This window comes from Streptomyces sp. WAC 06738 (assembly GCF_003945505.1).
Classification (GTDB): domain Bacteria; phylum Actinomycetota; class Actinomycetes; order Streptomycetales; family Streptomycetaceae; genus Streptomyces.
On record NZ_CP029618.1, the window covers coordinates 726,673 to 738,687 of the forward strand.

General features: G+C 75.0%; 8 protein-coding genes. 1 reads left to right on the forward strand and 7 read right to left on the reverse strand.

The genetic code is table 11. The features are described from left to right. The first annotated feature begins 69 nt into the window (after positions 1-69). Positions 70-1,176, forward strand: a complete 1,107-nt coding sequence (locus DMB38_RS02840) for a DUF4185 domain-containing protein (protein ID WP_125933813.1) — start codon at positions 70-72, stop codon at positions 1,174-1,176. Here the strand turns inward: DMB38_RS02840 and DMB38_RS02845 are convergent. The 7 genes from DMB38_RS02845 to larC form a co-directional block, all read right to left on the reverse strand. Beyond that, on the reverse strand, positions 1,145-1,963 hold the full coding sequence (locus DMB38_RS02845) for a putative protein N(5)-glutamine methyltransferase (protein WP_125938778.1): 819 nt from the start codon (positions 1,961-1,963) through the stop codon (positions 1,145-1,147). The two genes, DMB38_RS02840 and DMB38_RS02845, sit on opposite strands and share 32 nt — an antisense overlap. 157 nt (positions 1,964-2,120) lie before the next feature. After that, positions 2,121-3,791 carry a bifunctional 3'-5' exonuclease/DNA polymerase gene (locus tag DMB38_RS02850; protein ID WP_125933814.1) on the reverse strand — a complete coding sequence of 557 codons (1,671 nt, stop codon included), beginning with the start codon at positions 3,789-3,791 and terminating at the stop codon, positions 2,121-2,123. A 472-nt stretch (positions 3,792-4,263) separates the two neighbouring features. After that, positions 4,264-5,292: a lysophospholipid acyltransferase family protein gene (locus DMB38_RS02855; protein WP_125933815.1), complete on the reverse strand. Its 1,029-nt coding sequence runs from the start codon at positions 5,290-5,292 to the stop codon at positions 4,264-4,266. Further along, positions 5,289-6,866 carry a lactate racemase domain-containing protein gene (locus DMB38_RS02860; protein ID WP_225795263.1) on the reverse strand — a complete coding sequence of 526 codons (1,578 nt, stop codon included), beginning with the start codon at positions 6,864-6,866 and terminating at the stop codon, positions 5,289-5,291. Before DMB38_RS02860 ends, DMB38_RS02855 begins: the two co-directional genes overlap by 4 nt. Before the next feature lie 131 nt (positions 6,867-6,997). After that, a complete protein-coding gene (locus DMB38_RS02865; RefSeq protein ID WP_125933816.1) occupies positions 6,998-8,236 on the reverse strand; it encodes an alcohol dehydrogenase catalytic domain-containing protein in 1,239 nt (412 codons plus the stop codon). Next, positions 8,233-10,599, reverse strand: a complete 2,367-nt coding sequence (locus DMB38_RS02870; RefSeq protein ID WP_125933817.1) for an HAD-IB family hydrolase — start codon at positions 10,597-10,599, stop codon at positions 8,233-8,235. Before DMB38_RS02870 ends, DMB38_RS02865 begins: the two co-directional genes overlap by 4 nt. 61 nt (positions 10,600-10,660) lie before the next feature. Further along, the gene (gene larC, locus DMB38_RS02875) at positions 10,661-11,917 is read right to left on the reverse strand and encodes a nickel pincer cofactor biosynthesis protein LarC (RefSeq protein ID WP_240661946.1); all 1,257 of its coding nucleotides are present in this window, start codon (positions 11,915-11,917) and stop codon (positions 10,661-10,663) included. Positions 11,918-12,015 lie beyond the last annotated feature (98 nt).

Consider the following 12,015-nt stretch of genomic DNA (forward strand, 5'->3'; position numbering starts at 1 on the left):
GATTTCTCGGGACCTTCGGGAGGGCCCATGGGCAGTCATCGCGAAGTCGGAGCCGGGCGCGGTACGCCCATGAGCAGGGCGCGGTTCCTGAGAACGGCGGCCGGCGCCGCCGTCGGCGGCGGGGTGCTGCTGGGGACCGGCCGGGCGGCGGCGGAGCCGGCGGGCGCGGGCCGCGGGACCGGCCCGGGTGCGGGGCGCGGCGGGGCGGCCCTGGAGGTGACCAAGATCCGGGACCTCACCGGGCCCGGGATCACCACCGCGTACCGGATGGAGGCCACCGACCTGGGCATCCCCGTGCGTACGCCGGACGGCCGGATGCTCTTCGTCTTCGGCGACACCTTCGAGGAGGCGCGCGTCGGCGGCGGCTGGTGGCGCTCGCCCGTCGCGCTGTACTCGCGGACCACGAACCTCGACGCGGGCGTCACCTGGTCCGGCGCGGTGGGCGGGGCGGCGGCGCAGCAACTGTGGGCGTACGAGCACGACAACCCCGTCTTCTCCACCGTCCTGCCGTCCGACGTCATCACCATCGGCTCGACGATGTATCTGCACGCCATGGTCAACAAGGGCCTCGGCAACGTCGTCTGGACGGAGATCTGGCGCTCCGACGACAACGGCGCCACCTGGGTGCACACCGGGGCGAAGTTCGCCCCCGACCTGCACGGCGGGCTCTTCCAGTTGCTGACCTGGGCGGAGGGCAACGACGGCTTCGTGTACGTGTTCTCCACGGAGTTCACCCGCAGCAAGCCGATGATCCTCCAGCGGGTACCGGCGGCCCGGATCGCCGACCCCGGTGCATACGAGCCGTGGGGCTACCGCAACGGCGCCTGGGCGTGGGGCAATCCGCCGACGCCGGTGCTGGAGGGGCGCTTCGGCGAGATGTGCCTGCGGCCGATGGCGGGCAAGTGGATCCTCACGTGGTTCAACGAGGCCGACTACCGCATCGACGGCATCCTCATGGACACCCCCACGTCCAACCTGTACGAGGCGCACCGGCGGACGCTGGTGTGGGGCGGGCAGTGGGGCAACGAGGACGACTCACACGTGGCGCAGTTGTACGGCGGCTACGTCATCCCCGGCTCGACGCCGGACAACCTGCATCTGGCGGTGAGCCAGTGGAACACCGCGGAAGGCTGGCCGTACCGGGTCATGCAGCACCGGGTGCGGGGGTTCGTGTAGCCGGGCCCGCGCCGGGCCGCGCACCGCCCGCCCGCGGCGCGCGGCCGGTGACGACCGTCGCCGCCAGGTCCGCGCACACCGCCGTGTGCGCCGTCAGCCCGGCGGCGGCGACGGCCGCGCAGGTACGGGGCTCCTGCCGCCCGCTCGTCTCCACGAGCAGCAGCCCGCCGGGCGCCAGCCACTCCGGGGCCGCCGCGATCACGCGGCGCTGCACGTCGAGCCCGTCGGCGCCGCCGTCCAGCGCGGTCAGCGGCTCGTGGTCGCGGGCCTCGGGCGGCAGGAACGGGACCTCGGCGGTGGGCACGTACGGGGCGTTGGCGACGAGCACGTCGACGCGGCCGCGGAGGTGTCCGGGCAGCGGCGCGTACAGGTCGCCCTCGTAGACGGTGCCGCCCGGCCCGACGTTGCGCCGGGCGCAGCGGACCGCGGCCGGGTCGACGTCGGCGGCGTGCAGCTCGGCGCCGGGCACGGCGGCGGCGACGGCGGCACCGATGGCGCCGGAGCCGCAGCACAGGTCGAGCACGACGGGGCGGGCGGCGGTCACCGCCGCCTCTGCGGCGTGCCGGACCAGGAACTCGCTGCGCCTGCGGGGTACGAACACGCCGGGCTCGACGGCGATGTGCAGCCCGCAGAACTCGGCCCGGCCCAGGACCTGTTCCAGCGGCCACCCGGCGACGCGGCGGGCGGCGAGGGCGTCCAGCTCGGCGGGGGTGGAGGCGGCGGCCCGGAGGAGACGGGCCTCGTCCTCGGCGAAGACGCAGCCGGCGGCGCGGAGGCGGGCCACCAGCGGGGCCGGAGGGCCGGGCCGGTGAGGCGGGGGCTGGGGCGGTGCGGGGTCCTGTGGGCGTCGTTCGTGCCGTGCGGGTTCGTGGTGCGGGGCGTTCCGCTGCGGGGTCTCTGGCACGTACCCGTTCTACCTCGTGGCCCGTACGCTCCGCCCCTCCTTATTTCGCATCCGCGTAGCACTCCACCACCGCCGTCGTGAACGAGAACACCACCGGCGTCTGGCCGAACATCACCTCCCCCGCCCGCGCCGACGCCACCGCCAGCGCCTTCTCCACCGCCGGCGCCTCCGCCTCCGGGCAGTGCACGATCACCTCGTCGTGCTGGAAGAACACCAGCTCCGCCCGCATCCCCGCCAGCTCCTGGCGGAGCGCCGCCAGCAGGCACAGCGCCCACTCCGCCGCGCTCGCCTGCACCACGAAGTTGCGCGTGAAGCGGCCCCGCGCCCGCGCCGCGGCGCCCCCGCGGGCCGCCGCCCCGCTCCCCTCGTCCTCCTGCGGCAGCCCCGCCTCGCCGTCGTCCGCCGTCTCCGACGGCGCGCACGTACGGCCCAGATGGCTGCGGACGAGCCGGCCCTCCTCGCCGGCGCGGGCGGCCTCGTCCACGTACGCCACCGCGGCGGGGAAGCGGCGGCGCAGATCCGCCAGGTACGTCAGCGCGTCGCCGGAGGTCTGGCCGTAGATCGCGCCCAGCAGCGCCAGCTTCGCCTCCGCGCGCCCGCCCGCGAACGCCCGGGCGGCCAGCGCCTCGTACAGATCCCTGGTGCCGTCCGCCGCCGCCATCAGCCCCGCGTCACCCGAGACGGCCGCCAGCACCCGCGGCTCCATCTGGTCGGCGTCGGCGACCACCAGCCGCCAGCCCTCGTCCGCGACCACCGCGCGGCGCACCACCCGCGGGATCTGCAGCGCGCCGCCGCCGTGCGTGGTCCAGCGTCCCGACATGGCGCCCCCCGGCAGGTACTCGGGGCGGAACCGGCCGCCGTGCACCCAGGTCTGGAGCCAGGACCAGCCGTGGGCGGTGTGCAGCCGGTACAGCTTCTTGTACTCCAGCAGCGGGCCGACGGCGGGGTGGTCGATGTCCTGCAGCTCCCACTTGCGGGTGGAGGTGATCCTCACGCCCGCCTTGCGGAACGCGCGGACGACCTCCGCGGGCAGGTCGGGGCGGACCCGCTCGCCGAAGGCGCGGGACACGTCGTCGGCGAGCGCGGCGAGGCGGGGCGGCTCCAGGCCGCCCGGGTAGCGGCCGCCGAGCAGCTCGGTGAGGAGGGCGTCGTGCACGTCGGCGCGCCAGGGCAGGCCGGCGTGGTGCATCTCGGCGGCGACGAGCATCCCGGCGGACTCGGCGGCGAGGAGGAGACGCAGGCGGTGCGGGTGGGCGGAGGCGGCGACGCGGTCCTGCTGCGCGGCATGGACGGCGAGGAGGGCGGGCAGGTCGTCGCTGCCGTGGGGGCGGGCGGGGGCGGCGTCGAAGAGGGTGGGCTCGGGCTCGCCGGCGAACGAGCGGGGCGGCGGGTCCTCCGGGACGGGGAGTCCGCGAAGTCGCGCCCAGGCGGCGGCGAGGGAGCGGGGCAGGCCCCACATCCCCTCGTGGCCGAGGAGGATGGCCTCGGCGGCTTCGACGTCGTGGCAGCGGGGGACGGTTTCGCCGGCGTCGAGGAGGCGGGGGTAGAACGCGGCGGTGGAGGACCAGATCCAGCGGTCGGCGGTGGGGTGGTGGCGGAGGGCGTGGGCGGGGTGGGGGTAGGTGTGTTCGGGGCCCTGAGGGCTGCCTGCGGCGTCGACGGGGCAGACGATGACCCCGCCGCGGGGTCCGTCGGCCATGGCCCAGCGCATGAGCCCGAGTCTGCCACCGCGCACTGACACCGGGGGGTTTGGCGGGGGTTTGTCCCCCGACCCCGCCCCTTCCCGGACCCGGGGCTCCGCCGTTGCGTCTGCGACGCTGCACCCGGGATCAGGGGCCCCGCCCCTGGAACCCCCGGGGCTACCGCCCCGGACCCCGCGACCGCGCCTGCTGCGCGGTGGACGGCCTTCAGGGGCTCCGCCCCTGCGCCCCCGGGGCCGCCGCCCCGGACCCCCACTACCGCGCCTCCGGCGCCCGGAGAACGCAGGGGCTCCGCCCCTGGAACCCGGGCCTGCCCCGCGACCACGCCTCCGGGGCCGACCGGCCACGGCGTTCCGCCCGCGATCCCATCGCTGCGATCCGGCAAGACCCGGGAGCCCCGCCCAGGGACCCATCGGGGGCACCGGTCACTCGCTCGCGCCCAGGGCGGCACCAGGGCTGCGTCCCGGCCCGGTGCCGTAGCCCTCAGTCGTCCCGCCACACCTTCCGGCGGCCGTCCCCCAGCGACGGTCTCGTCGCCTCCCAGACGCGCCGCCACTCCGCCACCGGCTTCCCCTGTTCCACCGGCGTCGACGTCAGCGGGAGCGCCGTCGTGCGGCCCTCCGGGAGGGTCAGGCGGCCCTCTTCCGCCGCGCGGAGCGACTGGTACCAGCCCAGGTCCTCCTCCGCCCACAGGGCGGCGATGTGGCGCAGCATGCGGGCGCGGAAGTCCGTGACCGACTCGTCCGTCTCCGGAGGCAGGGGGCGGCCGAAGCGGACCACCAGGCGCGTGCCCGTGCGGGTGGGCAGGGCCTTGCCGCGGGGCATCGCGGCGAACGTGCCGCGGACCGCCACCGGGACGACCGGGATGCCCATGTTCACGCACAGGCGCGACGCGCCCATCTTGAACGAGCTCATCCAGCCGTCGTGCGACCGCGTGCCCTCCGGGTACAGCAGCAGGCTCCAGCCGTCGTCGATCAGCTCCGCCGGCAGCGACACCCCGCCGCGGCGCGAGCCGTAGCGGTCCACCGGGAAGGCGTTGAACATCAGCGCGGTGGTGATGCTGACCGCCGTCGAGGTGAAGAAGTAGTCCGCCGCCGCGCCGACCGCCGTACGGTCGGCGATGCGGCGGGGCAGGGAGCCGAGGATCAGCGGCGTGTCGAGGTGGCTGGAGTGGTTGGCGACGAAGATCGCCGGGCCGCGCAGCGACTCCAGCAGGTCCAGGCCCTCGATCTGCGGCCGGGTCTTGGCCCACGCGTACTGCTTGAGCACCCCGCGCTGCAGGACGTTGCGCACCGCCCGGGCGGCGGGCGTCCGCGCCCACGCGGTGGGGAACGTCTTCTGCTCCGCCTTCCCCGCCCCGAAGCCCGCCGCACTGCCGCCCGGGGTGCGGTAGCCGCGCGGGGCCAGGGCCCGGCCGCGCCAGTCGCGGCCGGACCGCACCATCGCCAGGTCGCCGCGGAGGCTCCCCCGGCCCGGCTTGCCGCCCTTGCGCGGGCCCTTCGCGCCGCTCATCGGACGGACGCCAGGGTCAGCGGCGGCATGTGCTGGTACGTGATCGAAGGGCTGGTGCCCACCGTCTGCGAGGCCAGTTGCAGCGCGTCGTTCAGCGTCGACGCCGACTGCACGCCGAGCCGCGACGCCGCGCTGCGGTCCGCGCCGACGAAGATGACCTGGCCCAGGTGCTGCATCGCGTGCGCGCCCCAGTACCACATGTAGAAGGGGTGCACGCCGTGGTAGGCGTAGCTCTTGCGGTAGAGGTGCGTGTACCACGGGTCGGTGGCGAACTGCTTCTCGAACTTGGCCTCGATGACCGCCGGGTCGGTGGTCTCGGCCAGCACCTCTTCGTAGAAGTCGATGTAGCTGGGGTGGTGCACGGGGTGGAACTCGTTCGGCATCGGGTGGTAGAAGATCCCGACGCCGCCCTCGCGCACGATCGGCTTGTTCAGATACAGGTTGAAGAAGTAGCCGAGGCCCAGGCACATCGTCAGGATGGGGTTCATCACCGAGTTGACGTTGTACGGGCAGATGTACGGCAGGCCGTACACCGCGACGTCCGCCTGCCCCTGCACCTCGGTGAGCTGCTGGCGGTGGACGTTGCGGAGGGTGATCGGGTGCACCTCGCTCGGCGCGCCCGCGTTCACGCCCGTGACCCCGTACGGCGCCTCCGTCTTGTGCCACAGCCGGCGCCGCATCGACGGCGTCATCAGGGAGTTGCCGCGCCGGGAGGCGAGGTAGGCGGCCTGGTCGCCGTAGTTCCACTCCCACTCGCGCTTGTTGAGGAAGCGGGTGGCGGACGGGAAGGTGTCGTTGTTCAGCGTCGTCTCGACGGTGAACACCTTGACCTGGCCGCCGATCAGGTCGTGCATGCGGTTGTACGAGTGGTGCATGGCCGACTTCGGCGGGTCGTTGAACGACCGGGAGTGCCGCAGCGTGTGCACGTTGTGGTGGTGGCGGATGCTGCGGTAGCTGGCCAGGCCCACCGACACCGACTTGGGGCCGCCGCTCATCGCCGTCGAGGTGATGTTGACGTAGACGACGAGGTCGCTCTCGGCCGCCCGCCGGTTGATCTCGACCTCCTCGCCCTCCGCGGTGTCGCCGAGGTGCACGAGGTTGTCGCGGTCCTCGGCGTCGTGGTTGGTGAGGTGCTGCGGGAAGAACGACCGGAACACCCGGTCACCCACGACGTGCTGCAGCTCCGCCGGCGTCATGCGCCGGTGCAGGGCGTTGGCGGCGATCAGCTCGACGTCGTCGACGCCCTTGGCCGCCGCCATCTCCAGCACCTGCTCGATGATCCGCTGGCGCACGTCGGGCCGGCGCATCGGCGGCAGCGGGAGCGACAGGTCGTCGAAGACGATCGTCAGCCGCATGCCGGCGAAGAGCAGCTCGGGCAGGGGTTCGCTGCCGTGCGGTTCGAGCAGCGCGCGGCGGATGACCCCGTCGAGGTCGCGGATGCCGGGCAGCGAGTCGGGCGGGTAGATCACCCGGGTGCCGTGGGGCAGCCGCTCCAGCCGGAAATTCTCGCCCTCGTGCACCAGCAGGGGCGGGGTTCGTTCGTCGACTTCCAGCACGAAGCCTGGTCTGCTCACGCTCTCTCCTCAGTGTGGTCGCCGGCGCCTGCAGCGGGCGGCGGTGCGGGCGTCGGGTGCCCGGCGGCTGCGTACGGCGGTGGGGGGCGGCCGACTACGGTACCGGCCCCTACCCTGCCATTCGTCCCCGGTCAGCCGTCCAGGGTCGGATCAAAGGCGATCTTGACGGAGCCCGCCGAGCCGGCCGCGAACGCATGCTCCAGCGCAGGGCGCCACTGCTGGAGCGCATAGCGTTCGACGTACCCGTCCAGGGGCGCGGTGGCGGCGAGCTGCACCGCCTTGTCGAAGTCGGTGCCGGCGCGGCCGTCGGGGCCCGCGTCCGGGTCGTCCGGGGTGACGTCCTCGCGGCGTCTGGTCGTGTACGCGCCGACGAGGCTCAGCTCCCGGTACCAGAGCGGGGTCAGGTCGGCGCCCCCCGGAATGCCGGACACGACGACCGTCCCCCCGGCCCGTACGGTACGCAGCGCGGTGTCGAGGCCGGCGCCGCCGCCGGTGCACTCGAACGCGATGTCCGCCCCGCCGAGCAGGAACTCCGCACCCATCTCGGGACGCTGGGCGAGCGCCGAGGTCATCCGGCGGACGGCGCGCAGCGCGCGGTCCGGCTCGACGGCCTCGTCCGCGCCCAGCGCCAGCGCCCGCTCGCGCTGGTGGCCGTGTTTGGCGACGACGTGGATGGTGCCCGCCTCGGTGAGCTGCCGCAGCGCGAGCACGGTGAACAGCCCCACCGTGCCGGCCCCGATGACCAGCACCGAGGCGCCCGGCTCGATCGGCACCCGGCGCACCGAGTGGATCGCGCACGCCAGCGGCTCGACGAGCACCGCGCGCTCGTCCGGCAGGTCGTCGGGCACCGGGCGGAGCTGGTGCTCGTGGGCGACCATGCGCTGCGCCCAGCCGCCGCCGGTGTCGGCGCAGTAGCCCGTCTGCATGCCGGGCGACAGGTGCCCGGAGGTGATGTGGTCGCAGCGGTTGGTGTGCCCGGCGCGGCAGGCGTCGCACTCGGGCAGGCCGCGCACCGCGCAGGAGAGCACCGGGTCGAGCACGACGCGGGTGCCGCGCGGGATGGTCGGCAGGTCGTCGACGGTGGTGCCGACGACCTCGTGTCCCGGCACGAACGGCGTGGACGTCAGCGCCGCCAGATACGGCGACACGGTGCCGTTGAGCATCCCGAGGTCCGAGCCGCAGATGCCGGACAGGCTGGGCGCCAGCCGGGTCCAGCCGTCGCCCTTGGGCAGTTCGCGCCGGTCGCGGGTGAGCCGCAGCGGCGCGAGCGAGCCGGCCAGCGAGCCGGCGGCGCGGCTGCGGGTGCGGCTGAGCCCGCGGGCGGCCAGGAAGCGCGCGGGCGAACGGTGGTACTGAAGCGCCAGGCTCATCGGGCCTCTCCGTCGGATGCGGTGCGGCCGGCCGCGGGCAGGGCCCGTACGGGACGCGGCCGGGTGTGGCTGATCACGGTGCCCGCGAGCGCGTCCCAGCGGCTCGCGGTGTGCGTCCCCCAGCGGGCGATCTCCCAGCGGTGGCGCTTGGCGTGCCGGAACAGCCGGGTGTCGGGGTTGACCGCGTGCGGCTTGCCCACGACCTCCAGCAGCGGCCGGTCCGAGTAGCTGTCGGCGTAGCCGAAGCTGGCGCCGAGGTTCAGTTCCCGCTCGCGAGCGTGGCTCTGCAGCCACGCCGCGCGGCCCTCGCCGACGATCGGCGGGGTGCGCAGGAAGCCGGTCAGGATGCCGTCGTGCTCGGCGAGGTGGGTGGCCTCGATGTCGTCGAAGAGCGGCCGCAGCGGCTCCACGAGCAGGTCGAGGCTGCCGGTGATGAGCACGGTGCGGTGTCCCGCGGCCCGGTGCGCGCGGATGCGGCGTACGGCCTCGGGCATCACGCGGTGCAGCAGCGCGTCGCCGACCTGCTCCGCGACCAGGGCGCGCAGTTCCTCCGCGCGTGCGCCCTCGTAGCGGCGGAAGAAGGAGCGCATCACGTCGCCGCGGTCGCGCCGCTCCGCGAGCAGGTAGCGCGGCGCGTTGCGGGCGAGGTCGAACAGCTCGGGGGCCCAGCGCCCGCGCGGCAGCGACGCCAGCCGGGTCCAGACGTAGGACTCGACGATGTCGGAGGCGATGATCGTGCCGTCCAGGTCGAAGACGGCGGCCGTGCTGCCGGCGGCGACGTCGCCGCCGGACGGGAGCGCGGCGGGGTTGGGCTTGCGGGTCTTGCGGCCGCCGCCGGTTCTGGCCCGCAGCGGCGCGGTGACCTTGGGGCAGTGGACCTCTTCGAGGTACGTGTACCAGTCGATCTCGGCCGGGTCGAAGCCGTGCTCGGCGGCGCGGTCGGCGGGCAGCGCGGCGTTCAGCGCGCGCAGCTCGCGGTCGTCGTAGACGACGGCGGTACGGGTGTAGACGCCGTACAGGTCGGAGTAGCGGCGCAGGGTCTCCAGCGAGCGCTTCTCCTTGTGCAGCCTGCTCGCCCACTCCTGGGTGCGCTCGGTGCCGGGCAGTTGGCCGAGGAGCTTGTCGGCGAGGTTCGCGGCGCGCTCGCCGGCGCCGAGCGCGAACTCCACCCGGGCGGCGCCGGGGAACGTCCACGACGGCGGCCGGACGTGGCCGCGGCCGCTGCTCTCCGGCAGCGGGTCCCGGCGGAAGTAGGAGTGCACGTGCTTGTAGAGGTCGCGCAGGGTGAGGGGGTTGGTGGCGCCGGAGCCGACGTGGAAGTAGTGCGGCCCCGCGTCCTCCTCGGGCGGCGCCGCGGCGGCGGCGAGGGTGGCGTTGACGACGAGGTCGACGGGGACGACGTCCATCACGGTGTCCGGCTGCCCCGGCATGTCGCGCAGCAGCCCGCTGCCGTACGCGATGATCAGCGGGTCGGCCATCTTGAAGCCGTCGATCCAGCCGGGGTACGGGTGGCGCAGCGCGCTCTCCACGATCGCGGGCCGCACGATCGACAGCGGCCGGCCCGCCCACAGCTCCTCGACGGCGCGCTCGGACATCGCCTTGGTGAAGGTGTAGACGTCGGAGAAGCCGAGGATCTCGGCGCGGGTGGCGCCGTGTTCGACGAGCCGCTCCTCGACCCACGCCCGGCGGGCGTCCTCGGCGTCCTTGGCGGCGATCTGCGGTCCCGCCTTGCCGTGGTCGCGGCCGGCCTTCTCCAGCGCCTTGCGCAGCACCTCGGGGCGGCGGGAGGCGCGCTCGACGTCCTCGCGGGCGGCCAGGCCCTGGGCCAGCTCGCCGCGCCAGTCGACGTCGTGGGTGAGCCGGCCCTCCCGGACGAGGCCCTGGCCGCCGCTGGAGACGTACGCGGTGGAGATGTGCACGATGTGCGGCGGGCGCTCCTGCCTGCCCAGCTTCTCGTAGAGCGCGACGGCGCCGGAGACGTTGCTGCGGAACGCCTCGTCGATGGGCGGATCGAAGGAGACGGACGAGGCGCAGTGGATGGCGACGTCGATGTCCGCGGGGAACTCGACGTCCTCCAGCCTGTCGAGGGCCCCCTCGATGACGGTGACGCGCCGCTCCGCCTCGGCGAACGCGGCCTCGTCGCCGACCTGTTCGCGCCAGGTGCGGAAGACGTCCTTGCGCAGCAGGCGGCGGAAGCGGTCGGCGGCACCGCCGTTGCCCCGCGGGCGGACGACGATCGAGACGCGGGTGCCGGGATGGCCGGACAGCAGCCGCTCCAGCAGCGCCTGCCCGATGAAGCCGGTGGCCCCCGTCAGCAGGACGTGCGCGTCGTCGAGTCGCCCGATGCGGTAAGTCCCCGTCACTCGTGCCCTCCCCTGGTCTGGTCTTGCATGTGCCGGTCTCTGTTTCTCTTGCGGACCGGCGTCAACCGGTGGCGGGCCGCGGCACCGCCAGGTCGCCCCGGTAGCGGACTGCGGCAGCTTCGCACACCGCGCGTACGGGCCAGCCCAGCGCGGCCGCGGCGGCCTCCGCTTCGGCCAGTTCAGGCTGCACGGTGAGCGCGCCGCCGGGTCCTTCCGCGACCTTGACGGTGATCTGCTGCTCGGCGCCGGGCGGGCCGACGGCGACCACGGCGCTCTGCCGGGGCAGCATCAGGCGCCGGCGGGCGGACCAGCGGACGCCGAGCGTGGTGGTGTGCCGGAAGAGCGCGTCGGCCACGGCCGGCCGCACCTCCGCCGCGCACAGCGCGGTGACGACGCGGCCGGGGCGGCCGTGCCTGCCGACGGTCTCGGTGGTCCAGCAATCCCACGCGCCGGCGGCGCGCAGGGCGGCGAGGACCGAGGGCCACAGCCGCGGGTCGAGGTCGTCGACGGTGCTCTCCACGACGGTGACCTCGCCCTCGGCGGGCCCGCCGGCCGCGGCGGCGGTGCGGGTGCCGACGACGACACGGGTGATGTTGGGGCGGTCGGGGGTGTCGCGGCGGCCGCCGCCGGTGCCCACGGCCCGTACCGCCATGTCCGGCAGCGGTCCCGGCGCGGCGAGGGCGGCGACGAGCGCGGCGCCGGTGGGCGTGGTGCGCTCGCCGGCGAGGCCGCCGCCGGTCAGCGCGAGGCCGCCGGCGGCGGCCAGGTGCAGTACGGCGGGTACGGGGACGGGCATCCGGCCGTGCGCGCAGTCGACTTCCCCGCTGCCGGCGGCGAGCGGGGAGGTGGTGACGGCGGCGCCGGGGGCGAGCAGCCCCAGATCGGCGAGGGCGGCGGCGCAGCCGACCACGTCGGCGAGCGCGTCGAAGGCGCCGACCTCGTGGAAGTGGACCTCCTCGGCGGTCGTGCCGTGCGCCTTCCCCTCGGCCTCGGCGAGCAACCGGAAGACGCGGGCGGCGAAGTCCGCCGCGGGCGGGGCGAGTCCGGCGCCCGTGGCACGGTCGAGGTCGGCGAGGACGTCGGCGAGGTGCCGGTGGTGGTCGGGGACGGCGGGGCGGTGGACGGTGACGCGGTGGCACCCGAAGCCGCCGCGGCGGTCGCGCGCCACGGACACGTCGAGCCCGTCGATCTTGAGTGCGGCGACCGCGTCACGTACGGCGGCCAGGCGCGCACCGGCGTCGAGCAACGCGCCGAGCAGCATGTCGCCGGCCACCCCGGCGGTGCAGTCGAGATGGGCCGCGGCCGTCCCCTCAGCCACCGTGTGTCACCCCCGGCGAGTCCCGTTCGTGATCGGTGGGAGAGCCCTTCCCGTACGTCTCCGCCGCCACACCGGCGCGCGGGGCGCCCTCCCCCGTG

What these genes read in the sequence shown, in the direction of transcription:
- DMB38_RS02840 (WP_125933813.1), top strand. Translation starts at nt 70, where the DNA reads ATGAGCAGGGCGCGGTTCCTGAGAACGGCGGCCGGCGCCGCCGTCGGC.
- DMB38_RS02865 (WP_125933816.1), bottom strand. Translation starts at nt 8,236, where the DNA reads ATGAGCCTGGCGCTTCAGTACCACCGTTCGCCCGCGCGCTTCCTGGCC.
- DMB38_RS02850 (WP_125933814.1), bottom strand. Translation starts at nt 3,791, where the DNA reads ATGCGCTGGGCCATGGCCGACGGACCCCGCGGCGGGGTCATCGTCTGC.
- DMB38_RS02855 (WP_125933815.1), bottom strand. Translation starts at nt 5,292, where the DNA reads ATGAGCGGCGCGAAGGGCCCGCGCAAGGGCGGCAAGCCGGGCCGGGGG.